This window comes from Mycolicibacterium hippocampi (assembly GCF_010723735.1).
GTDB lineage: Bacteria > Actinomycetota > Actinomycetes > Mycobacteriales > Mycobacteriaceae > Mycobacterium > Mycobacterium hippocampi.
Genome location: NZ_BLLB01000002.1, coordinates 3495720 through 3520264, shown reverse-complemented (window position 1 = coordinate 3520264; position 24545 = coordinate 3495720). Strand labels below are relative to the sequence as shown.

At 67.0% G+C, this 24545-nt stretch carries 21 protein-coding genes and 1 tRNA gene; 13 read left to right on the top strand and 9 right to left on the bottom strand.

What is annotated here, in order from left to right:
* Window positions 1–6: 6 nt before the first annotated feature.
* Window positions 7–1488, bottom strand: a complete 1482-nt coding sequence (locus tag G6N53_RS18055; RefSeq protein ID WP_163890644.1) for an FGGY-family carbohydrate kinase — start codon at window positions 1486–1488, stop codon at window positions 7–9.
* A gap of 59 nt (window positions 1489–1547) precedes the next feature.
* Here G6N53_RS18055 and G6N53_RS18050 point away from each other — a divergent pair, with 59 nt between their 5' ends.
* The 3 genes from G6N53_RS18050 (at window position 1548) to G6N53_RS18040 (ending at window position 3528) form a co-directional block, all read left to right on the top strand.
* A complete protein-coding gene (locus tag G6N53_RS18050) occupies window positions 1548–2054 on the top strand; it encodes a ribonuclease FAU-1 family protein (protein ID WP_205390579.1) in 507 nt (168 codons plus the stop codon).
* Between the two features lie 48 nt (window positions 2055–2102).
* On the top strand, window positions 2103–2879 hold the full coding sequence (locus G6N53_RS18045) for an Fpg/Nei family DNA glycosylase (protein WP_163890642.1): 777 nt from the start codon (window positions 2103–2105) through the stop codon (window positions 2877–2879).
* A 106-nt stretch (window positions 2880–2985) separates the two neighbouring features.
* The gene (locus G6N53_RS18040) at window positions 2986–3528 is read left to right on the top strand and encodes a hypothetical protein (RefSeq protein WP_237166564.1); all 543 of its coding nucleotides are present in this window, start codon (window positions 2986–2988) and stop codon (window positions 3526–3528) included.
* Here G6N53_RS18040 and coaE read toward each other — a convergent pair.
* Both coaE and rpsA read right to left on the bottom strand, forming a co-directional pair.
* Window positions 3525–4742 (bottom strand): dephospho-CoA kinase, encoded by a 1218-nt coding sequence (coaE, locus tag G6N53_RS18035; protein ID WP_163890640.1) that lies wholly within the window; start codon window positions 4740–4742, stop codon window positions 3525–3527. The two genes, G6N53_RS18040 and coaE, sit on opposite strands and share 4 nt — an antisense overlap.
* A gap of 88 nt (window positions 4743–4830) precedes the next feature.
* Window positions 4831–6282, bottom strand: coding sequence for a 30S ribosomal protein S1 (gene rpsA, locus G6N53_RS18030; protein WP_163890638.1), 1452 nt, complete (start codon window positions 6280–6282; stop codon window positions 4831–4833).
* A gap of 152 nt (window positions 6283–6434) precedes the next feature.
* Between rpsA and G6N53_RS18025 the strand changes: the two genes are divergently transcribed.
* A complete protein-coding gene (locus tag G6N53_RS18025) occupies window positions 6435–7613 on the top strand; it encodes a PrsW family intramembrane metalloprotease (protein WP_237166563.1) in 1179 nt (392 codons plus the stop codon).
* 92 nt (window positions 7614–7705) lie between these two features.
* Here the strand turns inward: G6N53_RS18025 and G6N53_RS18020 are convergent, their stop codons facing one another.
* From G6N53_RS18020 to G6N53_RS18010, 3 genes are read right to left on the bottom strand one after another with little or no spacing between them, the layout of a single operon-like run.
* Window positions 7706–8947, bottom strand: a complete 1242-nt coding sequence (locus tag G6N53_RS18020; RefSeq protein WP_163890634.1) for a threonine/serine exporter family protein — start codon at window positions 8945–8947, stop codon at window positions 7706–7708.
* A gap of 2 nt (window positions 8948–8949) precedes the next feature.
* The gene (gene polA, locus G6N53_RS18015) at window positions 8950–11688 is read right to left on the bottom strand and encodes a DNA polymerase I (RefSeq protein WP_163890632.1); all 2739 of its coding nucleotides are present in this window, start codon (window positions 11686–11688) and stop codon (window positions 8950–8952) included.
* Window positions 11689–11708: 20 nt separating this feature from the next.
* Window positions 11709–12608 carry a LysR family transcriptional regulator gene (locus tag G6N53_RS18010; protein ID WP_163890630.1) on the bottom strand — a complete coding sequence of 300 codons (900 nt, stop codon included), beginning with the start codon at window positions 12606–12608 and terminating at the stop codon, window positions 11709–11711.
* Between the two features lie 70 nt (window positions 12609–12678).
* Here G6N53_RS18010 and G6N53_RS18005 point away from each other — a divergent pair, with 70 nt between their 5' ends.
* From G6N53_RS18005 to G6N53_RS17995, 3 genes are read left to right on the top strand one after another with little or no spacing between them, the layout of a single operon-like run.
* Complete coding sequence (locus G6N53_RS18005) at window positions 12679–13347, top strand: alpha/beta fold hydrolase (RefSeq protein ID WP_163890628.1); 669 nt, start codon at window positions 12679–12681, stop codon at window positions 13345–13347.
* A gap of 36 nt (window positions 13348–13383) precedes the next feature.
* The gene (locus G6N53_RS18000) at window positions 13384–13866 is read left to right on the top strand and encodes a Zn-ribbon domain-containing OB-fold protein (protein WP_371870838.1); all 483 of its coding nucleotides are present in this window, start codon (window positions 13384–13386) and stop codon (window positions 13864–13866) included.
* Window positions 13863–15068 (top strand): lipid-transfer protein, encoded by a 1206-nt coding sequence (locus G6N53_RS17995; protein WP_163890626.1) that lies wholly within the window; start codon window positions 13863–13865, stop codon window positions 15066–15068. The genes G6N53_RS18000 and G6N53_RS17995 overlap by 4 nt, the downstream gene beginning before the upstream one ends.
* Window positions 15069–15099: 31 nt before the next feature.
* Here G6N53_RS17995 and G6N53_RS17990 read toward each other — a convergent pair whose 3' ends face one another.
* Window positions 15100–16314, bottom strand: a complete 1215-nt coding sequence (locus G6N53_RS17990) for a branched-chain amino acid ABC transporter substrate-binding protein (RefSeq protein WP_163890624.1) — start codon at window positions 16312–16314, stop codon at window positions 15100–15102.
* A 442-nt stretch (window positions 16315–16756) separates the two neighbouring features.
* On the opposite strand from G6N53_RS17990, the gene G6N53_RS17985 reads away from it, so the two are divergent.
* From G6N53_RS17985 to G6N53_RS17970, 4 genes are read left to right on the top strand one after another with little or no spacing between them, the layout of a single operon-like run.
* Window positions 16757–18037: a branched-chain amino acid ABC transporter permease gene (locus G6N53_RS17985; RefSeq protein ID WP_163890622.1), complete on the top strand. Its 1281-nt coding sequence runs from the start codon at window positions 16757–16759 to the stop codon at window positions 18035–18037.
* Window positions 18038–18040: 3 nt separating this feature from the next.
* Window positions 18041–19033: a branched-chain amino acid ABC transporter permease gene (locus tag G6N53_RS17980; RefSeq protein ID WP_163890620.1), complete on the top strand. Its 993-nt coding sequence runs from the start codon at window positions 18041–18043 to the stop codon at window positions 19031–19033.
* Window positions 19023–19979 (top strand): ABC transporter ATP-binding protein, encoded by a 957-nt coding sequence (locus G6N53_RS17975; RefSeq protein ID WP_163890619.1) that lies wholly within the window; start codon window positions 19023–19025, stop codon window positions 19977–19979. Before G6N53_RS17980 ends, G6N53_RS17975 begins: the two co-directional genes overlap by 11 nt.
* Entirely contained in the window at window positions 19976–20788 is an 813-nt protein-coding gene (locus G6N53_RS17970) for an ABC transporter ATP-binding protein (protein WP_163890616.1), read from the top strand. Before G6N53_RS17975 ends, G6N53_RS17970 begins: the two co-directional genes overlap by 4 nt.
* A gap of 23 nt (window positions 20789–20811) precedes the next feature.
* Here G6N53_RS17970 and G6N53_RS17965 read toward each other — a convergent pair whose 3' ends face one another.
* Entirely contained in the window at window positions 20812–22146 is a 1335-nt protein-coding gene (locus G6N53_RS17965; RefSeq protein ID WP_163890614.1) for an ABC transporter substrate-binding protein, read from the bottom strand.
* A gap of 168 nt (window positions 22147–22314) precedes the next feature.
* A complete protein-coding gene (locus G6N53_RS17960) occupies window positions 22315–22935 on the bottom strand; it encodes a two-component system response regulator PdtaR (RefSeq protein ID WP_163890612.1) in 621 nt (206 codons plus the stop codon).
* Between the two features lie 100 nt (window positions 22936–23035).
* Here G6N53_RS17960 and G6N53_RS17955 point away from each other — a divergent pair.
* Window positions 23036–23112 (top strand) — tRNA-Leu (locus G6N53_RS17955).
* Window positions 23113–23209: 97 nt separating this feature from the next.
* Window positions 23210–24544, top strand: coding sequence for a tyrosine-type recombinase/integrase (locus G6N53_RS17950; RefSeq protein WP_163890610.1), 1335 nt, complete (start codon window positions 23210–23212; stop codon window positions 24542–24544).
* Window position 24545 lies beyond the last annotated feature (1 nt).

Here is a 24545-nt window from a genome sequence, read left to right as displayed (position 1 = left end):
CCGAGGTCAGCCAGGATCGACCTCCACCAGGCGGTGCATCTGCTCGCGGGTGACCGGGTACAGCTCTGCCCACGTTCCGTACAGCTGCTCGTACACGGCCTGATTGCGCGGATCAGGCTTGATCTCGCGCGTGATCTCGGCCCAGTCCGTGTCGGCGGGCACCAAGCCGACACCGATTGCAGCCAACAGGGCGTCGCCGTAGCTGGCCCCGATCGCCTGCTCGGGCACCAGCTGTGATCGTCCCGTCACGTCGCTGACCACCTGCGCCCACACCGGACTCTTCAGCCCGCCGCCCACGGCGACCGTGCGCACTCCGGAATGCGCGTCGTCGAACCGTTCGAGGATCTGCCGGATCCCGAACGCTATTCCCTCATACGCCGCGCGGAACAGATGCCCTCTGCCGTGGCGCAACGTCAGACCGGCCAAGAGCCCGCGGGCTTTCGGGTCGAAAACCGGCGTCCGTTCGCCCGCCAGGTAGGGCAGCATCAGCAGGCCCTCGCTACCGGCGGGCACCCGCAACGCCTCAGCGGTCAGCTCTTCCAGAGATGCCCCGCCGGTGAGCTTTTGGAGCCAGCCGATCAGGCTGCCGGCAGTCGAGGTGCCGGCGGCCAGGGCCAGGCTGCGGGGCTCCACGCCTGCGGTGGTCCACAACGTCGGGTCGCTGTGGTACTCGTCGATCACCTGGACCAAGAACATCGTGGAGCCGTACATCAGCATCTGGTCGCCCGGTCGGCGGACACCCACCGAGAAAGCCTCGGCGTAGGCATCGACGGTGCCCGCGGCCACCGGCAAACCGAATGGCAGGCCGGTTTCGCGTGCGGCATCAGCGGTGACCCGGCCGACGATCTCACTGGGCCAGACAAGCCGCGGAAGCGGAAGATGTCCGCAGATTCGCAGCGCCCAGTCGTGATTCCAGTCGAAATCGCGGGTGGAGTAGAGCGGGGCGCACTGGCTGGCGGTGTGATGGTCCATCACGTACTCACCGGTCAGCTTGGCGGCGATATAGGAGTTCGAGCCGTACCACCTCGCTGCCGCCTCGAACACCCGCGGCTCTCGGGTTCGCACCCACTCGATCTTGGGCCCCACCGCCTGGCTCGACAGTAGCGTCCCTGCCCGATCCAAGATCGTCTGCTCGCCCAGTTCCGCTGTCAGCGAGTCGATCTCGGCATGGGCGCGGGTATCGATTCCATACAGGATCGCCGGCCGCAACGGGCGTAGGTCGGCGTCACACAACAGCAGACAAGGTCCCACCCCGCTGACACACATGCCGGCCAGCCTCGCGCCGGCAGGTACCTGGGCCACCAGCGCCGCGCTGATGGCGCAGATCTCTCGCCACCACACAGCGTCGGGATCCACCTCGGCCCACCCCGGGCGGGGCAGGTCGATCCCGTGCGGGATGGTCTGCGAGGCGATGACCGTGCCCGTCGTGTCCACGAGGACGCCCTTGGTGCTTCCCGTCCCCATGTCGATTCCGAGCAGCAACTCCACGAGACAACCCTACGGCGTCGGCCTTTCCCGACCGTCGACCCCGGCTTATCCTGAGCAGCATCCATCCTCCCAAGCACGAGATCTTCGACATCCCGGCCCGCACCAACACCGATCCGAAAGGTGTCGTGCGGTCGGTGGACCGCTATACGGTCCGGCCGTGGGGCCTGTACATGGCCCGGCCCACCCCGGGGCGTGCCCAGTTCCACTACATCGAGTCCTGGCTGCTGCCCGCACTCGATCTGCGCGCGACGGTTTTCCACTTCAACCCGGGCCACGAACGGGACCAGGACTTCTACCTCGACGTGGGCCGCTACACCCCGGGGCCCGACCAGTGGCGCAGCGAGGACCACTACCTGGACCTGGTGGTCCGCAGCGGCGTCGCGGTTACGCTCGACGACGTCGACGAACTGATCACCGCCGTCCGGCACGGCCTGCTCACCCCGGAGACCGGCGAGCAGGCGATTCGCACCGCCGTCGCCACGGTCGACGCGCTCGCCGGCCACGACTACGACCTCCATCGCTGGCTGGCCGGCATCGGCATCGACCTGACATGGCGAGCAGAATAGGCGTCCTGCCGCCCGGGTAAACCAGGTGCATGATGCTCGCGGAGTGGCATGCCTGAGCTGCCTGACGTCGAGGGATTTCGCCGCGACCTGGCCTTGTCGCTACCCGGCCGCCGGGTGCGCGGAGTCGACGTCGCCGACGCCGGAGTGCTGCGGAACACCACGGCGAGGTCACTGGCCAAGGCGCTGTCCGGCCAGCGCTTCGGCGCGCCGGACCGGCACGGCAAGTGGCTGATCCTGCCGACCGATGGGCCGACGTTGCTCGTGCACAGCGGCATGACGGGACGTCCACACTTCGTCCACGACGGTGGACGGGACCGCTACGACCGGTTGGTAGTCCGGCTGGACCGGGGCGCGTTGCACTACGCCGACCAGCGCAAGCTGCGCGGCGTCTGGCTGGCGCGCGGGCCCGACGAGATGGCGTCGGTGTTGGGCGAACAGGGACCCGACGCCCTCGCTGTGGACCTACGCGGGTTCCGTGGGCTGCTGGCGCACCGCCGGGGATCGGTGAAATCCACGCTGATGGACCAGTCGGTGATCGCCGGTCTCGGCAACCTGCTCGTCGACGAGATCTGCTGGCGGGCCCGGGTGGCGCCGTCACTGCCGGTGCGCGAACTCGACGACGGCGCCCTGCGTCGCCTGCACCAGGCGATGAAGCGGGTACTGGACGCCGCTGTGCGCCATGGTTGTGTGCCTGGCCTGCCTCGCTGGCTGACCGGCGTCAGAAACGACCCGGACCCGAGCTGCCCGCGGTGTGGCACCAGGCTGCGACGTACCCGGATCGGTGGGCGTGCCAGCCTCTGGTGTCCGCACTGTCAACAGCGCTGACCGCGGCCCCGGCGGTAACGGGCCGGCGCATCAATACGATGATCTTGATGATGACAACGACAGTGCACGTGCTCCCCCGGAGTCGACGGCGGTAATGTCGGGGGACATGAGCGTCGCCAAGCGCAGCCTGCTGACAGTGGCAGCCGTCGCAGTGGCCGGAGCCTGCGCGCAGTGGTCTCCAGCTACGGCAGGGGCCCAGCCGACACCGCAGACCCCCACCGAGGTCGAGTCCGCACCGGCCCCGGAGGTGCTGCACAACATCACCTACCGCGCGCGGGTGGACGGGGTGTCGCGAGGAGCGACGGTGACCTACCGGGCCGAGGGCGACCAGCTGCAGCTCGCCACCCCGACGATGGTTCCCGGCCGGGTGTTCGAGGTCAACACTGTGCTTCCTGAGTCGAAGACCGCGAATCTGCGGCTGTCGATCGACTGGCCGTACTCGGCGAATCTGCACTGCGAGATCCTCGTCGACAACGCTGTGGTCGCCCAGGCCGACGACTTCATCGCGCCGAGGGTGACCCCGCAGCGCGACGACCCGGACTACGGCTCGCTGACCTGTCAAGCACCGGTGGGCGGGATCGACGACATCGCCCCCGTCGACCCCACAGTGCCCGCTCCGCCGGTCGAGGCTGAGCTCCCACCGGCCTAAGCTCCGGGCCGCCACCCCGTGTCGTCAGCCCACTGCCATGCCCTGCGGTACGCGTCGAGGAACCACGGTTCCTTCGCATCGGCGTACGCACCGGTGTCGGCGTGCCGCTGTTCTGCGGCCCTGCGCTTGACCGCCAGGTAGTCCGACCGCGCCTGCGGATCGGCCGTCAACCAGTCCACGAACAACAGCGCGAACTGCTGACCGGGCCAGCCGTCCACCCGCACGTGAACATTGGTCGGTCGCCCCGGATCGGCAGAGCCGAACAGTCGTTTCCGCCACAGTGATTCGTCGTCGCGGTGATCGAACTCCGCCACGGTGCTGCGGGCGTCGGGCTTGCCGACGTCGTGTGTGACGGACGTTACCGGGTAGCCGGCTCCGAGTAGCGCGTCGGCGAGTTCGTCGGCGACCTCGAGCGAGGAGACGGTGACCTGGATGTCGATGACGTCCTTGGCGTCCAGGCCCGCGATCGCAGTGGAGCCGATGTGGTCTATCCGCGACGCCCGGTGGCCGCACGCGGTCTTCAGCCGCGCCACCGCCCGCTGGGCCTGGGCCGGCCACTGCGGATCTGCGGGCACCAGACGCGGCTCGGCGCGCGCCCGCCGTCCCGCATGCAGGTTGTCCGCGAATGGCCGGATCCGCGCACGCCACAACGCCCGTGCCTGCTCGACGAGTTCTGCGGCGGTCCCGGAGTTGTCCAGCCACACATCTGCGACTGCGCGGCGCTGTTGCTCGTCGGCCTGAGCGGCGATGCGCGCGCGAGCATCCTCCTCTGTGAAACCGCGGTGCTCGATCAGGCGTTGCACCCGCAGGTCGACGTCCGCGTGGACGATGATGACCAGCGGGAACATCGGCGCCATCTGCGATTCGACGAGCAGCGGGATGTCCTCGACGATCACAGCTTCATCGTCTGCCGCCGCGATCAACTCCGAACGTCGATGGGCCACAAGAGGATGCACGATTCCGTTCAGCGTGGCGCGCTTCTCCTCGTCGCTGAACGCGATCGCGGCCAGTGCGGGGCGGTTCAGCGCACCGTCCGGCGACAAGATGTCGTCGCCGAACGCCTCGACCAGACTCGCCAACCCCTCGGTGCCGGGTTCGACGACCTCGCGGGCGATGACGTCACCGTCGACGACGATCGCCCCGAGTTCGCTGAACGTTGCGGACACTGTGGACTTTCCTGCCCCGATTCCACCGGTCAATCCAATTCGCAGCACGGCACCAGTCTGTCAGGCCGACCCGACGACGACGGCCCCGGCTCGTGATGAGCCGGGGCCGTCGGTCGTTGTGAACTAGCGTTGCGAACTAGGCGTTGCCAGCGAGCTTCTCGCGCAGAGCAGCCAGTTGGGCATCGCTGGCGAGCGACCCGCCACCGCCCGACGGCTCCTCCGAACGCGACGAACCGTTGGCAGCAGAGGCCGGCCGTGCCGCCTCTTCTGCTTCTGCCGCGGCGAACTTCTCCATCTGCGCGGTGTGCATCTTGTGGCGGCGCTCGGCCTCGGCGTACCGCGCCTCCCACTCGTCACGTTGCTTCTCGAAGCCTTCGAGCCACTCGTTGGTGTCGGCGTCGAAGCCCTCGGGGAAGATGTAGTTGCCCGCGTCGTCGTAGCTGTCGGCCATGCCGTACTTCCACGCCTCGAACTCGTCGGTGTAGTCCTCGTTGGCCTGCTTGAGGCTCAGCGAGATCCGGCGACGCTCCAGGTCGATGTCGATGACCTTGACCATCGCGTCGTCGCCGACCTGGACCACCTGGTCCGGGACCTCGACGTGACGCTCGGAGAGCTCCGAGATGTGCACCAGACCCTCGATGCCCTCCTCGACACGGACGAAAGCGCCGAACGGGACCAGCTTGGTGACCTTGCCCGGCACGATCTGACCGATCGCGTGGGTGCGGGCGAAGTGGCGCCACGGGTCTTCCTGAGTCGCCTTGAGCGACAACGAAACCCGCTCGCGGTCCATGTCGACGTCGAGGACCTCGACGGTGACCTCGTCGCCGACCTGAACCACCTCGGACGGGTGGTCGATGTGCTTCCAGGACAGCTCGGAGACGTGCACCAGACCGTCGACACCGCCGAGATCGACGAACGCGCCGAAGTTGACGATCGAGGACACCACGCCCTTGCGGATGGCGCCCTTGGTGAGCTGGTTGAGGAACTCGCTGCGCACCTCGGACTGCGTCTGCTCGAGCCACGCGCGACGCGAGAGGACCACGTTGTTGCGGTTCTTGTCGAGCTCGATGATCTTGGCCTCGATCTCCTTGCCGATGTACGGCTGCAGATCCCGGACGCGGCGCATCTCGACCAACGACGCGGGCAGGAAGCCGCGCAGGCCGATGTCGAGGATCAGGCCGCCCTTGACGACCTCGATGACGGTGCCCTTGACGGCCTCGTCCTTCTCCTTGAGCTCCTCGATGGTGCCCCAGGCGCGCTCGTACTGAGCGCGCTTCTTGGACAGGATCAGGCGGCCTTCCTTGTCCTCCTTGGTGAGGACCAGAGCTTCGACCTCGTCGCCGACGGACACAACCTCATTGGGGTCGACGTCGTGCTTGATGGACAGCTCGCGGGAAGGGATGACGCCTTCGGTCTTGTAGCCGATGTCGAGCAAGACTTCGTCGCGGTCGACCTTGACGATGGTCCCTTCGACGATGTCGCCATCGTTGAAGTATTTGATGGTCTTGTCGATGGCGGCGAGAAAATCCTCAGCCGAGCCGATGTCGTTGACGGCTACTTGCGGCGAGGTGACGGAGGGACTTGGCATGTGGTGGGTTGCTCCGGACAGGGTGATCGTAGGGACAGTTTTTTGTTTCTTGGCTTGCACCCGCGACGAATGCGCACACAGGTGCATGTCGAGGTTACTCGACGGGGCACATGCAGGACAAACCCGGTTCCGCAAGCGGCTACCCTGCTGAGGTGTCTCACACCGGCGCACCGGGGCCGCCCCACCGGATTCCTGCGCCGTACGGAGGTCGTATCCGCCAGGTCGGCGCGCCGCTAGGGGCGATCATCGCCCTCGGCACCGTCGCCGGTCTCATTGTCATTGCGCTGACCGCGCTCAATCCGCTCGGTACCGCGGTCGGATTCGTGCTGTCCAGCATCGCGATGACGGTGGTCGTCCTGGCCTACCTGTGGCTGGACCGGTGGGAGCCCGAACCGCCGAGACTGCTGGTATTCGCGTTCGTCTGGGGCACGTCGGCGGCGGTGGTCATCGCCGCTGTGCTGCAGATATTCCTGGAGGCCTGGCTCAACGCCGGCGCGGACAGCGGGCAGTCGGAGGGGGTCAGCCCGCTCACCCTCGTTGTCGGCGCCCCGCTGACCGAAGAGGCGGCAAAGGGCTTGTTCCTGCTGCTCATGATGACCGGTGCCCGTCGCCGCGAGATGAACTCGCTGACCGACTGCCTGGTGTACGCAGGGCTCGTCGGGGCGGGTTTCGCCTGGCTGGAGGACATCCTCTACATCGCCAACGGCGAGTCGCTGGCCGATTCGCTGGTCACCGCCGCGCTGCGACTGGTCATGTCGCCGTTCGCGCACTCGCTGTTCACCACTCTGTTTGCGATCGGTGTGTGGTACGCCATGCACCAGCGCAGCGGTATCGCCAGAACAGGCTGCATCCTGGGCGGCTACGCCGGGGCGGTGATCCTGCACGCGATGTGGAACGGGTCCACGTTGCTGGGCGCAGGAGCGTACTTCGGTGTTTATGTGTTCTGGATGATGCCGGTTTTCGGCCTGGCCATCGCGCTGGCCGTCCGCAGCAGGCGCCGCGAACAGCGCATCGTCGCCGCCAAACTGCCAGGCATGGTGGCCGCGGGGGTGGTCACCGCCAACGAGGCGAGCTGGCTGGGATCCATCCGCACCCGCAAGCTGGCCGTCGCCGAGGCCACCAGGTTCGGCGGGACAACAGCGGGCGAATCGGTCAAGACGTTCGCTCACCAGGTCGTTGAGCTGGCGTTCGTGCGGGATCGCATCGACCGCGGCTTCGGTGACCAGCGCGTGGCGGCGATGATGGCCGAGGAGACCCACGCGGTGTACGCCGCGCGAGCTACCTCACCCGCGCTGGCCCGGATGGCGGGTTACCGTGCACCGGGTCCCTAGATCCCAGCCAACGTCTCAACACCTCGTCGACTATGTGGGTATCGCGGTGCTGGCGGCGTCGGGCGCCGTGGTCGGGGGTCGCAAGGGATCGCTCAGCTCCTGAAGGCGGAAGCGGGTCGGCTGCGCTGCCGGACCAGCTGCCAGAGCACCAGCCCGGCTTGCATGCCCAACGACACCGAGACCATCGAGATCAGTGTGGCGGGCAGAGCCGAGTCTCCGTCCGCTCCGAACAACTCCGTGATACCGATCAGCCCCATCGATCCGGGCACCAACAACCAGAAACCCGGCAGGATCATCGTGATGGCCGGCGGCGACCCGCGCAGTCGCGTCATCGCCAGGGCAGCGAAGGTGAGAACCACACCACCGCAGAATCCGCTGACGTAGCTGCCCAGGAGCAGGTCACCGAGATACTGGGCGGAGTAGCCGAGATAGGTGATCAGTAGCAGCCATGGCAGGAACGAGCGAGGCGGCGCGAGGAACAGCATCACCCCTGCGGAGTAGACGGCGACGCCGAGCCACGGCGCCCACGGCCCGATCTTGTTGATCGCGTCCGAGGTCAACTGGGTGTCATCGGTCTGCAGCATCTGTGAGGCGATCAGGATGCCGAAGGCCAGCTGGGCGATCTGGACGAACCCCGCGATCAGCCGGCTGGACCCGGAGATGACGTCGCGGGCGGTGAGCTCGATGACCGCCAGCGTGATCGCCGCACCAGGAAGGAACATCGCCAGCGGCGGGATCAAGGCGCGTAACCCGACGTGGTCCATGCCGAGCTCGCGGGCGCCGATAATGCAGACCGCGGTGACGACGAAGGCGCTGAGCACTGGCACCAACGGGGCCAGGCCCGGCACTCGCTGCCCAGTCGTCCAGAACAACCCCACGACCACCCCGAGACCACCGGCGACCAACACGTTCAACGGCGTCGGTTCCAGCAGCAGCGCAAAGCCCACGCTCTGGACCGCATATCCGAGCACCGACGCCCATGCCCGGCGTGGCGGCTTCTTGTCCAGGACGGCGTCCAGTCTGGCCTCGCCTCGGGCCGGGCTCACCCGGCCCGCCATCGCATCGGCGATCAACGGCGCCAGCGGAAACATCTGATCGAAGCGGAGGTCCCGGTCGAGGTGGGCTGCCTTCACGATCGACCCGGAGCCACCGGCGTGCCCCACCACCTGGACGTGGTTGGGAAGCGCGATGAAGTCGTTGCGGGCCCCGTAATTCGACGACACCCGCTCCAGCATTTGCCGCACCAGGGTGACCGGATAGTTGGCAGCGCCCATGGCGGCTCCCAACCGGGCGACGAACCGGACCTGCTCCTCTGGCAGTGGCGTGTCGGGCATGCTCAGTGCGCCGCGGCGTCCCAGCTGCGGCCGTATCCCACCGACACCTCGAGGGGCACGTTGAGCGGATAGGCGCCGCCCATGTGCTCGCGCACCAGCGCGTCGAGGGTCTCCCGCTCGCCGTCGGCGACCTCGAACAGCAACTCGTCGTGCACCTGCAACAGCATTCGCGACTCCAGTCCGGCGTCGCTGATCGCGCGGTCGACATTGATCATCGCGACCTTGATGATGTCGGCCGCGCTGCCCTGGATCGGCGCGTTGAGCGCCGCGCGCTCGGCTGCCTCGCGCACGTTGCGGTTGCTGCTGTCCAGCTCCGGCAGATACCGCCGGCGGCCGAACACCGTCGATGTGTAGCCGTCCTTGCGCGCCTGGTCGACGACGTCGCGAAGGTAATCGCGGACCCCGCCGAACCTGTCGAAGTACTGCTCCATCTGGATTTTGGCTTCTTCGGTGGAGATCTTCAGCTGGGCAGCCAGCCCGTACGCGCTCAGCCCGTAAGCCAACCCGTACGACATCGCCTTGACCCGCCGCCGGAGCTCGGCCGTGACTTCGTCGATGGGCACGGAGAAGGCTCGGGACGCGACGAACGAGTGCAGGTCCTCACCGGTGTTAAATGCCTCGATCAGGCCCTCGTCCTGCGACAGATGCGCCATGATGCGCATCTCGATCTGGCTGTAGTCAGCCGTCATGAGTTCGGTGTATCCGTTGCCGACGACAAACGCGTCGCGGATCCGCCGGCCCGCTTCGGTGCGGATCGGGATGTTCTGCAGGTTCGGTTCCGTGGACGACAGCCGGCCGGTCGCGGCGATCGTCTGGTTGAACGTCGTATGGATCCGGCCGTCCGCGGCCGTCGACCCGATCAGTCCGTCGACGGTCACCTTCAGCCGGGTGGCGTCGCGGTGGGTGAGCAGATGCTGCAGGAAGGGGTGCCCGGTCTTGTCGAACAGCGACTGCAGCGCGTCAGCATCCGTCGTGTAGCCGGTCTTGGTGCGCTTGGTCTTCGGCATCTCCAGCTCGTCGAACAGCACCACCTGGAGCTGCTTGGGGGATCCGAGGTTGATCTGCTTGCCGATCACCGCGTACGCCGCCTCCGCGGCATCGCGGATCTGGCCGGCGAACTCGCTCTGCAGCTCCGAGAGCCGGTCGAGATCCACGGCGATGCCCACGCCCTCCAACTGGGCGAGCACCCGCTGGACCGGCAACTCCATGCTCTCCAGCAGCGCCGAGGAGTCGATACGGGCCAGTTCCTCGTCGAGGGCGTCGGCGAGGTCTTTGACCGCTCCGGCCCGCAACAACAATGTCTGCACTGCCTGGTCGTCGACCCCGTCACTGTCATCGAGCAACGAAAGCTGTTGTTGCTCAGGGTTGTCGGCTCGGAGCTCACGCTTGAGATAACGCAGCGACAGGTCGTCGAGGGCGAAGCTGCGCTGACCGGGACGAACCAGGTAGGCGGCCAGCGCCGTGTCCGAGGTGACACCGGCGAGGGTCCAGCCCCGGCCCTGCACGTCGTGCATCGCGAGCTTGGCCTCGTGCAGCGCCTTGGGCGCACCGGCGTCGGTCAACCACGACGCCAGCGCAGCCTCGTCGTCGGGGTCCAGTGCCGAGGTGTCGACATAGCGCCCGTCGCCGTCGGCGGCGACGATCGCCACTGCGGTCGCATCGCTGTCGAACGCGAGGTGGTTGCCCACCACGGCCAGCCCGAATCGCTGTCCGTGACTGTGCTCGGCCAGCCACCCCGCCAGCGTTCCCGGCTCCAGCGCGCCACCGCGCACCTCGAACCCGTCCTCGACCTCGGGGTCCGTCGAGGCCAGGGTGTCGAAGAGTCGGTCGCGCAGCACCCGGAACTCGAGATCGTCGAACAGTCGGTGGATGTGGTCGCGGTCCCACGGCTGCATTCGCAGCGTGTCCGGTGTCTGCGCCAACGGCACGTTCTTGACCAGATCGGTGAGCTCTCGGTTCAGCACGACGCTGGGCACATGGGCGCGCAGCGCATCGCCGACCTTGCCCTTGACCTTGTCGACGTTGTCGACAAGTGCCTGCAGCGAACCGTATTCGGCGATCCACTTGGTCGCGGTCTTCTCCCCCACCCCGGGAATGCCCGGCAGATTGTCGCTCGGGTCCCCGCGCAGCGCCGCGAAGTCGGGATACTGCTGCGGGGTGAGTCCGTACTTCTCCACGACGGCCTCGGGAGTGAACCGGGTCAGCTCGCTGACACCCTTGCGCGGGTAGAGCACGGTCACGTCGTCGCTGACCAACTGCAACGAGTCGCGGTCACCGGTGACCACCAGCACCCGGTAGCCCTCGTCCTCGGCCTGAGTGGCCAACGTGGCGATCACGTCGTCGGCCTCGAATCCGGCCTCCGCGAGCACCGTGATGCCCAGCGCGCCCAGCACTTCCTTGGTGATGTCGATCTGGCCGCGGAACTCGTCAGGCGTCGCGGACCGGCCTGCCTTGTATTCGGGGTACTTCTCCAGCCGGAACGTCTGCCGGGACACGTCGAACGCCGCCGCGATGTGGCTGGGCTGTTCGTCGCGAAGCAGGTTGATCAGCATCGCGGTGAAGCCGTAGACCGCGTTGGTGGTGAGCCCGCCCTGGGTCTTGAAGTTCTCGGCGGGCAGCGCGTAGAACGCGCGGAAAGCCAGCGAGTTGCCGTCCAGAAGCATCAGAGTCGGTTTTGCGCCGGCCTGATCGGCGACTTCAGCGCCGGCCTTCCGGTCCGATGCGGTTTTGGCTGGGCTCACGGGTTCACTCTAGGCACCGCCTACGACACCGGGGCCGCGACTACCCCGGAGGTGATCATCCCTCGGGCCCGTTCACACAACCGACGTGCCGCCGGGCTCGTCAGGTCTCGCCGCCACGCCCAGACCAGTCGTCCCCGGAGTTCGGGTGCCAGATGCATCGCGTGCAGGTCTGTCCGGTCCCGGGCCATCGACTGCGGCAGAATCGCCACTCCCAGTCCGTACCGGGCCATCTCGACCAGTTCGACCGGGCTGGTGGCCTCGAACGCTATGTGCGGGCGAAATCCCGCTGCGGCGCAGGCAGCGTCGAGCCTGGAGCGCAACCCGGTGCCGACGGGCAGCGAGATGAGCCGGTGATCGCTCAACTCGGCCAACCGCAGCGTCTTACGCCGGGCCAACACGTGCCGCGGGGCCACCGCCGCTTCGATGGCCTCGTCGGTGATCACCTGGTACTCCAGTCCGGGCGGGCTCTCGTCGACGCCGATGGAGACGATGGCGGCGTCCAACCGGCCGTCGGCGAGCTTGTCGACGAGCACATCGGAGGTGTCGGCGACCACGGTCATCTCGATCGCCGGATGATCAGCGTTGAACTCGGCCATCAACCGGGCGATGTCGACCGGGTGCGCGGTCACCGTGCCGATGGACACCACGCCCCGAAGCAGGCCCGTCACCTCGTCGACCGCCGACTGCCCGTCGCGCAACGCGGCCAGCGCCGCCCGGGCATGCGGCAGCAGTACCTCCCCGGCCGAGGTCAGCCGCACCTGGCCGGCCGAGCGGTGCAGCAGCGCCTGCCCGACCGTGCGCTCCAGGCGCTGGATCTGCGCGCTGACGGCCGGCTGGGCCACCCGTTCGCGGTGCGCAGCCCGGGTGAAGCTGCGTTCCTCGGCGACCGCGACGAAATACTCCAGCTGACGTCTTTCCATAACCAGAGGTTATGGGACCACTCGCAAATTGCTATTGGACTTATGCGCGGGGCACGGCCACCGTGAAGACATGACCGACTTCGTCCTCATCCCCGGTGCCTGCCACGGTGGCTGGTGCTTCGACGATCTCGCCGACGACCTCCGGGCCCGCGGGCACCGGGTGCTACAACCCACCCTGACGGGGATCGCCGAACGGTCTCATCTCAGCCATGCCGGGGTGAACCTCGAGACGCACATCGCCGACGTGCTGGCCGAGTTGAGCGCGCACCGCGTCACGAACGCCGTCCTGGCAGGACACAGCTACGGCGGAATGGTGGTCACCGCGGTGGCGGATCGGATGCCCGAGCGCATCGACTCACTGGTGTACATCGACGCAGTCGTCCCGCGGGATGGCGAATCATGCTGGGACATCGTCGATGAAGAGATGCGGCGGTGGTATCTCGACGTCGACGACACCGGGTACGGCGTGCGTCCGATGGCTTTCTTCGACCCGCGTGCCACAGCCCATCCGCTGGCGTCGCTGCTGCAGCCGATCCGCTTGGACGGCGCCATCAACAGATTCCGGCACCGGGACTTCGCCTACGCGCTCGGGTGGCCTGGAGAATCACCGCTTCGCCGGTCCTACGAACGGGTGCGCGATGACCCGCACTGGCGTGTCCACGAACTCGAGGGCTCCCACAACCTGATGCGCGACAACGCTGCCGGGCTGCTTGGCATCCTGATCGACTCGGCGGCATAGCGCCACGCCGCGGCTACCCCGCGATGGAACTGGAACATGTTTCAGTTCTGCGGTCGGACTGGGTACGCTGACCGCGTGTCAGCTTCTGAAGTCTCGGTGCAGCCCGCGGTCGAGGGGTGGTTCGCCACCGACGGGACAGGTGTTCCCCACCTGATCGGCGGCAAGTGCGGTCAGTGTGGGACCTATGTGTTCCCGCCACGTGCCAACAATTGTCCCAACCCTGCGTGTGACGGTGACGAGCTCGCACAGGTGCCGCTGTCGCGTCGCGGCCGGCTATGGAGCTACACCGAGAATCGGTACGCCCCGCCCCCGCCGTACCCGTCCCCGGATCCGTTCGAACCGTTCGCGGTGGCGGCCGTCGAGCTGGCCGACGAAGGCCTGATCGTGCTCGGCAAGGTCGTCGAAGGCACCTTGGCCGCCGACCTGAAAGTCGGCATGGAGATGGAACTGACCACCATGACCCTCTACGTCGACGACGACGGCGTCGAGCGGATCGTCTACGCCTGGAGAATCGCATGAACGCCGCGCCGGAACCGCTGTACATCCTGGGCGCGGGTATGCACCCCTGGGGCAAGTGGGGGCGTGATTTCACCGAGTACGGCATGGTCGCAGCGCGGGCTGCGCTGGCCGAAGCCGGGCTGGACTGGCGCCAGATCCAGCTGGTCGCCGGCGCCGACACCATCCGCAACGGCTACCCGGGCTTTGTTGCCGGCGCCACGTTCGCCCAGAAGCTGGGCTGGAACGGCGTCCCCGTCACTTCGAGCTACGCAGCGTGCGCCAGCGGCTCGCAGGCCCTGCAGAGCGCCCGCGCGCAGATTCTCGCCGGCTTCTGCGACGTGGCGCTGGTCATCGGCGCCGACACCACCCCGAAGGGCTTCTTCGCGCCGGTCGGCGGTGAGCGCCGCAACGACCCCGACTGGCAGCGCTTCCACCTCATCGGCGCGACGAACACGGTGTACTTCGCGATGCTCGCCCGCCGCCGCATGGATCTCTACGGCGCCACCCTCGAGGACTTCGCGCAGGTGAAGGTCAAAAACGCGCGCCACGGCCTCAACAACCCCAACGCCCGCTACCGCAAGGAAGCCTCCATCGCCGACGTGCTGGCCTCCCCCGTGGTGTCCGATCCGCTGCGCCTGCTCGACATCTGCGCGACCTCCGACGGCGCCGCCGCGCTGATCGTGGCCAGCAGGTCGTTCGCGGAGAAGCACCTCGGAAACGTGGCCGGCGTGCCGTCAGTACGCGCGGTCAGCCTGCAATCCCCCCGATACCCCCAGCACCTGCCCGAACTGCCCGACATCGCCACCGACTCCACCGCGGTGGTCTCGGCGCCCGAGCGGGTGTTCAAGGACCAGATCCTCGACGCGGCCTATGCCGAAGCCGGCCTCGGGCCCGAGGATCTGAGTCTGGCCGAGGTCTACGATCTGTCCACCGCGCTCGAACTCGACTGGTACGAGCACCTCGGGCTGTGCGCCAAGGGTGAGGCTGAGGGCCTGCTGCGCAGTGGTGCGACGACCATCGGCGGCCGGATCCCGGTCAACGCCTCAGGCGGTCTGGCCTCCTTCGGCGAGGCGATCCCCGCCCAGGCCATCGCGCAGGTCTGCGAGCTGTCCTGGCAACTCAAGGGCCAGGCCACGGGGCGTCAGGTGGAGGACGCCAAGGTCGGCATCACCGCCAACCAGGGCCTGTTCGGCCATGGCTCCTCGGTGATCGTCGCGCGCTAGGAGATTCACCCGGAAGTATTGGCGCACAAGGCTATTCGACCACCCGGTAGATCCAGATCAGCGCGTTCTCCAGCTCACCGGTGGCAGTCCACCGGTAGCGGCGGGCAATTCCCTGCCCGTCGTAGTCCCGGACGAACTGCAGCAGTGCCGGACGGGTGATCGCCCCGGAATCGATCCCCTTGAGCAGAATCGTGCCCAGGTCGTAGGCCTCCACGCTGTAGGCGGCCGGCCGCTCGTCGAACGCGCGGCTGTACTCGTCGACGAAGTCGGGCGGAGCGGGGCTGCACGGGCAGGACAACACCGCGCCGCTCGCCGCTGAACCCGCCTCTTCGACGAACGCCGCGTTCTTCACGCCGTCGGCGCCCACGAAGGCACCCCCGAACCCGCCGTCACGCAGCTGCGCGACGAGCGCCGCGGCCTGCGAGTAGTAGCCGGCGAAGAACACCGAATCCGGAGCCGCAGAGGTGATCTGGGTGACGATGTCGGAAAAGTTGGCGTCGTCGGGCCTCACCGCGATGTTGCATGCCGAATCAGCCATGGCGCCAAGGGTTTCGCGCACCATCGAAGCGAGCCCGAGGCCGTAGTCGGAACCGTCGTCGACGACGCACACCTTGCGGTGGCCGAGGGTGCCGGTCATGTAGTCGGCGACCGCGGGTCCCTGCACCTCGTCACCGGCCACCCCGCGAAAGAATGTCCGCCAGCCCTGTTCGCTCAACGCCGGGCTGGTGGCCGACGGGGTCACCGCGACCAGGCCGGCGCGATCGAACTCCGCACCAGCGGACAGCGCCTCACCGGAAGTCACCGGCCCCACCACCCCGACGGTGTAGGCGTCATCGACGATCTGGCCGGCCACCTCGGCACCCTTGGCCGGGTCCCCTTCGGTGTCAAAGGGTTTCAGCTGAACCTGACATGCGGGGTTGGCCTCGTTGTGCTGGTCGACGGCCAGCTGGATGCCGTTCATGACCCCGGTGCCCATCGCCGGGTCGGGTCCGCCGAGTTCTCCTGCCATCGCGATCGACAGCGGCGGACAGACGGCGTTGCCGTCGCCGGCCGGACTGGCCGGATCAGGGCGGTCGATCTCCTCGACAGCTGCACCGGTGCGATCGATCTGGACCTGCGCCTCAATGGTCAGGTCTTCCGGCGACGTCCCCGGCACGGAAGGCGATCCGCCGCAGGCGGTGGACCCGAGTGCCATCAACGCTGCCGAACCGAGCGCAAGGGCGCCACGTACCCCTCGACAGCGCACGTACTCTCCTCCCCGGACCACCGCGGCATGGGCCGTGGCCCCGGGTAGAACATAGCAACGCGACACGGAGGTGGGTGGGGATAACCCAACCTGCGGGTGTCGGCCCGGCGGACGGAATCCCGGCGTTCAGAACTCGAAGTCGCCGTGTTGGGTGACCTCGCGGTGGGTGTCGGGGACCTTGCCCGCCAGTGCCGCAATCGTCAGCAGGACGAGCATCGCTCCGAACACGATCAGCAGCGTCATGACTGGAAGCATTCCGCCGAACGAACGGGCTCAACAGTGGCAGCAGTGACATCTGTCATCAAAATCCCGCCAACCTGATCGAGCCTGGAAACACAATCGATACGCGCCGGACATCCAGAACCCGGCCACATGCTCACGGACGCTATACAGTCGCCCGAAACGAATCGAGCGATTTTCCAGCGACGGAGGAGTTGCCTTAGTGGGCCGGTGTGCTCGTGTCGCCTCACGGGGCCTGCTCTTGGTCGTCTTCGTCGTGTTGGGCGCGTTCCTGGGTGCCGGCGTCGCCGCGGCCCAGGACACCGAGACCGCGCCGGTCGCAGGACGACTCGTCGACGCAGGCGAACCGGTGGCCGGCGCAGTGGTACGGATCATCAACGAGGCAGGCGAGGAAGCCGACACCGCGACGTCGGACGACAGTGGACGCTGGAACGTCGAACTCCCGGTCGGCACCTACACCTTCGAGGTCGACCCCGAGAGTCTGCCGGACGGCGTCAGCGTGCAGAGCGCGGTGACCCGCGACGTCATCGCAGGTCGTACGAACGCGGTGGTGTTCATCTTCGGCGAGGTCCGCACCTCGATGGAGACGCCGCTCTACGAGCGCGTCATCCGGCTCACCATCGACGGCCTGCGATTCGGTCTGGTCATCGCCGTCGCCGCCATCGGGCTCAGCCTGATCTTCGGCACCACCGGGCTCACCAACTTCGCCCACGGTGAGCTCGTCACCCTCGGCGCGGTGTTCACCTGGATGTTCAATGTCACCTTCGGCGTTCCGCTGGTCGGTGCGGCGGTACTGGGCATCATCGCCGGTATCGGTGTGGGATGGCTGAACAACGCCGGCATCTGGCATCCGCTGAGACGGCGGCGGGTGGGCCTGATCCCGCAGCTGGTCGTGTCCATCGGGCTGGCGATCACCCTTCGCTACCTGGTGCTGGCGCTGTTCTCCGACCGAACCCAGCCGTTCGCCGATTCGACCGTCAGTGCTGAGCGCCAGTGGGGCCCGATCGCAATCACCGACACCAACCTGCTGACCATGGCGATCAGTGTGGTGGTCCTGGTAGCCGTGGCCGTGATGCTGCAGAAGACCCCTATCGGCAAGGCGATGCGGGCGGTCTCGGACAACAAAGATCTCGCCGCGGCGTCCGGGATCAACGTCGAGCGGGTGATCGTGTTCGTGTGGTGCCTGGGCGGCGGCCTGGCCGCCCTCGGCGGAATTCTGCTCGCACTCTCAGAGCTCGGTGGACGGGCTCAATGGGAGATGGGATTCAAGCTGCTGCTGCTGATGTTCGCCGGAATCATCCTCGGTGGCCTCGGCACCGCCTACGGCGCGCTGCTGGGATGCCTCATCGTCGGTCTGCTGGTGCAGCTGTCGACCCTGGTGATCAACCCCGACCTCAAGTACATCGGGGGCCTGCTCATCCTCATCCTCATCCTCGTCGCGCGGCCACAGGGAATCCTGGGCTCGCGGGAAAGGATCGGGTGATCCATGGATCTCGTCTCTGCCCTGCAGGCATCGTTCGCGCAGCTGATCGGACCGTCGGCGATCTTCTACGCGCTGCTCGCCATCGGCCTCAACCTGCACTTCGGCTATACCGGTCTGTTGAACTTCGGACAGATCGGCTTCGCCTTGCTCGGCGGGTACGGCGTCGGCATCATGACCGTCACCTACCAGCAGCCCCTCTGGGTGGGGATACTCGTCGGGCTGCTGGCGGCCGGTGCCCTGGCGATCGTGCTGGGCATTCCGACGCTGCGCCTACGCGCCGATTATCTCGCCATCGCAACCATCGCCGCCGCGGAGGTGCTGCGACTGATATTCCGGTCGACGGCGTCGGACTCGGTGACCGGGTCGACGAACGGGCTGTACGGTTTCGCCGACCCGTTCACCCGGTTCAGCCCGTTCGACTCCAGCAAGCAGTACTCGATCCTCGGTGTGAACTTCGTCGGCGATGACGTCTGGGCGATGCTGGTGGGCTGGACGCTGGTGTTGGTGCTGTGCTTCTTCGTGTACCTGCTCTCCCACAGCCCCTGGGGCCGGGTGCTGCGCGCCATCCGCGAGGACGAGGACGCCGCCCGGGCACTCGGCAAGAACGTGTTCGTCTACAAGCTGCAGGCCCTGGTACTCGGCGGCGTGATCGGCGGCATGGGCGGGGTCTTCAATGCGCTGCAGACCAAGTCGATCCACCCCGACTTCTACTCGACAGCGCAGACCTTCTACGCGTTCGGGGCGCTGCTGCTCGGCGGTGCCGCCACGGTGTTCGGTCCGGTGGTGGGCGCGATGCTGTTCTGGTTCCTGCTCGCGGTGCCGGACGCCGTGCTGCGCCAGGCGATCGCGGGCCCGGATCCGCTGCTGCCGTTGACCGATGCGCAGGTCGGCGCCACCCGTTTCATCCTGCTGGGGATCCTGATCGCCGTGCTGATGGTGTTCCGGCCGCAGGGACTGCTGGGACGAAAACGGGAGTTGCAGTTCGATGGCCGATGAGTCGCCCGTGCCCGCCGCCGAGCGTGCCGCCCTGTTCGCCGCGACCCCGGCCGAACCGGGATCCCCCAAACCCGACCCGATCCTGGTGGTGGACGGCGTCTCCCGGTCTTTCGGCGGCCTCAAAGCCGTCGACGTCGACCATCTGGAGGTGCAGCGCGGCGCCATCACCGGGCTGATCGGGCCGAACGGGGCGGGCAAGACGACGCTGTTCAACCTGCTCACCGGATTCGACCGGCCCGACACCGGCAGCTGGAAGATCGACGGCGAAAACCTCGGGAAGATGCACCCCCACCAGGTGGCGCGCCGCGGGGTGGTGCGGACGTTCCAGCTCACCAAGGCGCTGGCGCGGATGTCGGTGCTCGACAACGTCAGGCTCGGCGCGCAGCACCAGATCGGCGAACGGATCCTGTCGTCGCTGCTGCCGATGACCTGGCGTGGCCAGGAGGCGCAGATCACCGAACGTGCGTACGAGATGTTGCACCGGTTCAAGCTGGACACCAAGGCCGAGGACATGGCCGGCTCGCTGTCGGGCGGACAGCGCAAGCTGCTGGAGATGGCGCGGGCTCTGATGAGCGACCCCAAGGTCGTGATGCTCGACGAACCGATGGCCGGGGTCAACCCGGTGCTGACCCAGAGCCTGCTCGAACACGTGAAATCCCTTCGCGAGGAAGGGATGACGGTGATCTTCGTCGAACACGACATGGACGTGATCCGCGACATCAGTGACTGGGTGGTGGTGATGGCCCAGGGCTCGATCATCGCCGAGTCACCACCGGACGCATTGGCCGACAACTCCGCGGTGGTCGACGCCTATCTCGGCAGCCACCACGATCAGGCCCTCGAATTCGACGAGCACGGCAACCCCGTCGGCGCGACCGCGGAATTGGCGCAGCACCTCGAGCAGGCGGTCCTGGCCGAAATCGACAACGACGGTGAGAAGCGATGAGCGAGGCAGCGGACCGACAGACCGAGTTGTCGCCGGCCGAGCTGGCAGCTACGCCCGAGGAGCACGCACGCCTGGCGGAGGGCTCACTGCTGCGGGCCGACCGCCTGGTGGCCGGTTACGTCCCCGAGGTCGACATCTTGCGCGGCTGCGACTTCTTTCTGCGCGACGGCGAGATCGTCGGCATCATCGGCCCCAACGGAGCGGGCAAGTCCACGCTCCTCAAGGCGCTGTTCGGCCTCATCCCGGTGCGGTCGGGATCGGTGACCCTTCGTGGCGACAACATCACCTCGGCGCTTGCCCACGTGCTGGTGACCAAGGGGCTGGGTTACGTGCCCCAGAACCGGAACGTGTTCCCCTCATTGACGATCGAGGAGAACATGGAGATGGGCATCTATCTGCGCCGGTCGAAGTTCGCCGAACGGTTCGAGGTCGTCAGCGAGCTCTTCCCGCTGCTGGGACAGCGGCGGAAGGTCAAGGCCGGCGCACTGTCCGGCGGCGAGCGCCAGATGGTGGCGATCGGCCGAGCGCTGATGATGGAACCGACGGTGCTGCTGCTGGACGAGCCCTCGGCGGGGCTGTCACCGATGTTTCAGGACGAGGTGTTCATCCGCTGCAAGCAGATCAACGCCGCCGGGGTCTCGATCATCATGGTCGAGCAGAACGCGCGGCGCTGCCTGCAGATCTGCGACCGCGGATACGTGCTGGACCAGGGCACCAACGCCTACACCGACACCGGCAGCAACCTGATGAACGATCCCAAGGTCATCGAGCTCTACCTGGGCACCCTGGCCGGCAACCGCGAGACCTGACTCGGGCTGCCGGCCAAGGACGCTCAGGCCTCGTTGACGATGATGTAGTCCGTGGTCTGCAGCGTGTTGTCCGGTCCGAACTCCAGGCTGCCGTACGAGCCGACGGACGGTTCCCCCGCGGGACCGAACGCCAATTCGCCTGTCACACCGTCGTAGTCGATGTCCTCACCTGCCCGGATCCGGTCCCGGCAGTCGGCGAACGTCGTGCACTTCACGCCGTCGCGCGTCACCCCGATGATGTTGGCCGCGATGTCGACACCCGCCGTGGACTGGGCCTGCTCGGCGGCCAGCGCCGTGATCACCACCGCATCGTAGGACTCACCGGCGTAGTTGAAGTCGATGAGCGCGGGATCAGCTGCCTTGAGCCGGTTCTCGAAATCAGGACCGATGTCGGTCAGCGGTGTCGTGCCCTTCATGCCCGCGAGCAGGCCCGGGGCGACGCCCTCGCCGAGGGCGTTGCCCATGTTGCCGTCGGTGCCGTACACCAGCATTCCGTCCGACGGTCCGATGCCGACCTCGTGCATCCGGCTCAGGATCTTGGCGCTCTCCTCGAAGCCGATCACCGCCACCGCGTCGGGGCTGAACTCATTGGCCTGGTCGACCTCGGCGTTGAAGGACTGGGCGTTGGGGTCGTAGACGATCGTCTTGATCTGGTCCGACGGAATGCCCGCTGCCTCGAGGTCCTCGACCGTGTTGGCGGCCAGACCGGTGCCGTACGGATCGTTGAGCGCCATGATCACCACCCGCTGTGCGCCGTCCTGGGTGATCAACTGCGACAGCGCCTGTGCCTGCAGCACATCGGTCGGCGCGGTGCGGAAGTACATGCCCTTGTCGGGGTAGCAGACGAACTGGTCGGAGGTGTTGGCCGGAGAGAACTGCACCACCCCGGCGCTGGAGATCTTGTCGATCACCTTCAGCGACACCGCGGACGACGCGGCGCCGATGATGGCGCTGACCCCGTCGGCGAGCTGGCGGTCCACCGTGACGTTGGCGGTGTCGGTCGTGGTGTCCCCGGAGTCTCCGGTGATCAGCTGGACCGGCTGGTCGAGCACGCCGCCGGCATCGTTGACCTCGGTGACGGCGACCTGGACGCCGGCGACTTCGGGCGGGCCGAGGAACGCCAGGGTGCCGGTCTCGGGCAGCAGGGTGCCGATCTTCAGCGGCGTGGTGACCGGTGCCGCCCCCGGGGTGGCCTGGGGGGGCTCGCAGTCGGTGGAGACCACCTCGGCGGATTCCTCGGTTGTCGTCTCCTCGCCGGCAGCAGAGGTGTCCTCCCCCGAATCGCTCGAGCAGGCGGTCAACGCGAGCGACGCGATCCCCACGATGGCGAAGGCACGAGCGAGAGTTCGATGTGTCATCGAGAATGCTCCTGAATATGTCATTTGCCGACTATTGCCAGCGCCTGCAAGGCGCTGGCACGACGCTATCGGCTGCCGGCGGGACGTGAGATCCCTGCAAGCCCTCGTGACCAATTCGTGACCTCACGGAGAACAAGTTAACTCCCCCGTAGTACGAGCGGGTGAATTTCAGGGCGACTCGGGTTCCAGCGTCTCCAGAACCACCTCGGCGACCCGCTTCATCGTGGTGCGCCGATCCATCGCGGCCCGCTGGATCCACTTGAAGGCCTCTGGCTCGGTCATGGCCTGTTTTGCCTGCAGCAGGCCCTTGGCGCGCTCGACGAGCTTGCGCGTCTCCAGGCGATCGGACAGGTTCGCGACTTCCTTCTCCAACTCCGCGATCTCGCCGAATCGGCTGACGGCCACCTCGATGGCCGGAATGAGGTCGCTGATGTTGAACGGCTTGACCAGATAGGCCATCGCGCCGGCGTCACGGGCGCGTTCGACGAGCTCCCGCTGGCTGAACGCCGTGAGGATGACGATCGGGGCGATCCGCTTGGCGGCGATCTCGGACGCGGCGTCGATACCGTCGCGGCGCGGCATCTTGACGTCCATGATCACAAGGTCGGGCCGCAGCGACTCGGCCAGGTCGACGGCCTCCTGCCCGTCGCCGGCCTCACCGACGATCTCGTAGCCTTCTTCGCGCAGCATCTCGGCCAAGTCCATCCGGATGAGAGCCTCGTCCTCGGCGACAAGCACTCGGTGCGGTTTGACGGCTGGGACAGGTGAGCCTGTCTGTGACCCGGTCATGGATCACATTGTGGACGTCGCGGGCCGGATGGGCGACCGCGGGGCCATCCTCTATGGTGGGAGGCCGCGTGAACTTGCCCTTTCCGGCGAGAGCGCCGATGCCCTCGTATCCCAACTGGCAGAGGAAACGGATTCAAAACCCGTACAGTGTGAGTTCGAATCTCACCGAGGGCACCAGAAATACCAGGTCAGAGCAGGTAGGCGATTCACCCGACCAGCCCGCAACGGCACACAGTCCGCACACAGTCCGCAGGAAGCCATTAGGATGCGGACCATGACGACGGCCAAACGCAGTGTTCGCGCAGGTGTTGAGGATCGCTGGCACCGGACAGCACGACGCGGCGAGCAGGTGTTTTGGCCTGCGGACCAGTCCGCAGGCCCGGTGTGGTGCACGGACGCCAAACACACCAAGACACCCGGCACCGGCAACACGGTCTGCACTGTTCGTCACGGCCAAGGCAAGCGCTGGCTTGCCCGGTGGGTTGACCAGGACGGCAAGGAAAGCACGAAGACGTTCGACCGACGTGCCGACGCCGATAAGCACGCAGATGCACAAAAGACGGCAATCAACACCGGCACGTACGCCGATCCGCAGCGGTCAGCGGTGACGTTCGGCGTAATGGCCGAGGCGTGGCTAAGAACTAAGGAAGCGGCTAAGCGCGCACCTAAGACTGTCGCGGGCTACCGGGGCTTGCTCGACGTGGTGATCCTGCCGAAATGGCGAGACGAACCGCTCCGCGATATCGACCACGAACGGCTACAGGCATGGGTTACGTGGTTGTCCACCGACCCGGCAGCGCGCAGACATAAGAGGCATGACGCCGAAAACGCTGGACTCTCCCCCGCCCGCGTGATCCAGGCTCACCAGGTGATACACCAGGTGCTCACCTACGCGATCCGGTCGAAGTACATAGCGGCGAATCCCGCCGATGCCATCGTGCTGCCAAGTAAGCCGCAGAGTAAGGGCACAGCCCTTAGTCATGACCAGGTGCGCCAGCTCGCCGACGAGACGGCGAACGCCGAGGCGACCGTCAGGCACCGCAGCGACACCGAGGCTGCGCGAACCACGCCAGAAGCTCTCGCCACGATGGTGCGGCTGCTGGCGTATGCGGGCTTGCGGTTCGGTGAGTGCGCGGCGCTCCGAGTGGCCGACGTTGACACCGGTAAGCGGCGCATCATGGTTGACAAGTCGATAACCGGTGTACGCGGCCAGGGCCGCGTAGAGGGTGACACCAAGACTCACCAGAAGCGCAGCGTGCCGATTCTGACGACGGCGCTGACCGGCGAGCTTGCCGCGCTGATCAAGGGGCGTGACCCGTCCGAGTTTCTGTTCCCCGGTCCGGATGGCGGCGCTATGTCGGTTGGGTGGTTCCGTATCCGATTCGACCGCGCCACGGCGAAGCTTGGACTTGAGGGCGTCACGCCGCACACCTTGCGCCACACCGCAGGCTCACTGACGATCAGCGAGACCGGGAGTGTGGTCACCGCGTCCAAGCTGTTGGGACACCGGAACGTCTCGACTACCGCGAATATCTACAGCCACATGCTCGACGGCGACTGGGACCGGTTGGCGGCGGCGATGGATAAGGCTACGCAGCCAGCGAAGTAAG

Bases quoted from the DNA above. Each gene is read 5' to 3' on its own strand.
- G6N53_RS17970 (WP_163890616.1), top strand. From the start codon at position 19,976: ATGAGCGAGGCAGCGGACCGACAGACCGAGTTGTCGCCGGCCGAGCTG.
- G6N53_RS18000 (WP_371870838.1), top strand. From the start codon at position 13,384: ATGTTTCAGTTCTGCGGTCGGACTGGGTACGCTGACCGCGTGTCAGCT.
- G6N53_RS17995 (WP_163890626.1), top strand. From the start codon at position 13,863: ATGAACGCCGCGCCGGAACCGCTGTACATCCTGGGCGCGGGTATGCAC.
- G6N53_RS17980 (WP_163890620.1), top strand. From the start codon at position 18,041: ATGGATCTCGTCTCTGCCCTGCAGGCATCGTTCGCGCAGCTGATCGGA.
- rpsA (WP_163890638.1), bottom strand. From the start codon at position 6,282: ATGCCAAGTCCCTCCGTCACCTCGCCGCAAGTAGCCGTCAACGACATC.
- G6N53_RS18010 (WP_163890630.1), bottom strand. From the start codon at position 12,608: ATGGAAAGACGTCAGCTGGAGTATTTCGTCGCGGTCGCCGAGGAACGC.
- G6N53_RS17950 (WP_163890610.1), top strand. From the start codon at position 23,210: ATGACGACGGCCAAACGCAGTGTTCGCGCAGGTGTTGAGGATCGCTGG.
- G6N53_RS18005 (WP_163890628.1), top strand. From the start codon at position 12,679: ATGACCGACTTCGTCCTCATCCCCGGTGCCTGCCACGGTGGCTGGTGC.
- G6N53_RS17960 (WP_163890612.1), bottom strand. From the start codon at position 22,935: ATGACCGGGTCACAGACAGGCTCACCTGTCCCAGCCGTCAAACCGCAC.
- G6N53_RS18045 (WP_163890642.1), top strand. From the start codon at position 2,103: ATGCCTGAGCTGCCTGACGTCGAGGGATTTCGCCGCGACCTGGCCTTG.
- G6N53_RS18020 (WP_163890634.1), bottom strand. From the start codon at position 8,947: ATGCCCGACACGCCACTGCCAGAGGAGCAGGTCCGGTTCGTCGCCCGG.
- G6N53_RS18040 (WP_237166564.1), top strand. From the start codon at position 2,986: ATGAGCGTCGCCAAGCGCAGCCTGCTGACAGTGGCAGCCGTCGCAGTG.
- G6N53_RS17975 (WP_163890619.1), top strand. From the start codon at position 19,023: ATGGCCGATGAGTCGCCCGTGCCCGCCGCCGAGCGTGCCGCCCTGTTC.
- G6N53_RS17965 (WP_163890614.1), bottom strand. From the start codon at position 22,146: ATGACACATCGAACTCTCGCTCGTGCCTTCGCCATCGTGGGGATCGCG.